This is a genomic window from Pseudomonas sp. SMV7 (assembly GCF_052041995.1).
Taxonomy (GTDB): Bacteria; Pseudomonadota; Gammaproteobacteria; order Pseudomonadales; family Pseudomonadaceae; genus Aquipseudomonas.
In genome coordinates, this window is the sequence record NZ_JBKGGT010000059.1 from 1 (window position 1) to 521 (window position 521).

General features: G+C 60.1%; 1 protein-coding gene. It reads right to left on the reverse strand.

What is annotated here, in order from left to right; genetic code table 11:
* Positions 1-105 precede the first annotated feature (105 nt).
* A partial coding sequence (locus ACLEJP_RS25515) for a hypothetical protein (protein ID WP_440810912.1) occupies positions 106-521 on the reverse strand: 416 nt, incomplete at its 5' end.

Below are 521 nucleotides of genomic sequence, written 5' to 3' on the forward strand. Positions count from 1 at the left end.
TACCAGCTTGCCGCCCTTGATCGCCTTCAGGTGCTTGCCATCGACCGTCGTGCTCGGCCATGAACGGATACGGCAGGATGGTCACTTCCACCCTGCCTGGCGCGCTCAAATCGGCTCGCCCTTGCTATCGACTACACGGCTGATGACCGGCGCACTTGGACGCACTTCAAAGCCATGCCCCCCCGACTCCAGCTTGCGGCCGTACAAGGCCACAGCCTTGACCAAGTGCTGGCCGACCGCCAGGTCAGACACCTCAGCGCTCCAATTGCCGTAGCGGTCAACCTGTTTCTGGATCTTGGGCGTGGTACCGTCGAACAGTTCAAGCCACTGCCCGATACTCGCCTTGCCGTAGACCCTCACCTTGGAGTCGAACGTGAAGCCGTTGTTCTCTATATCGCCCAGACTGTCCCGCACCCTGATGATACTCGGCGCCACTTGCACATCGTATTCGACAGTACCCGAGCGCTTCTCAGGCGGGTTGCCGCCTGGCAGCACGACATACATTACCCCTATGCTTTCAC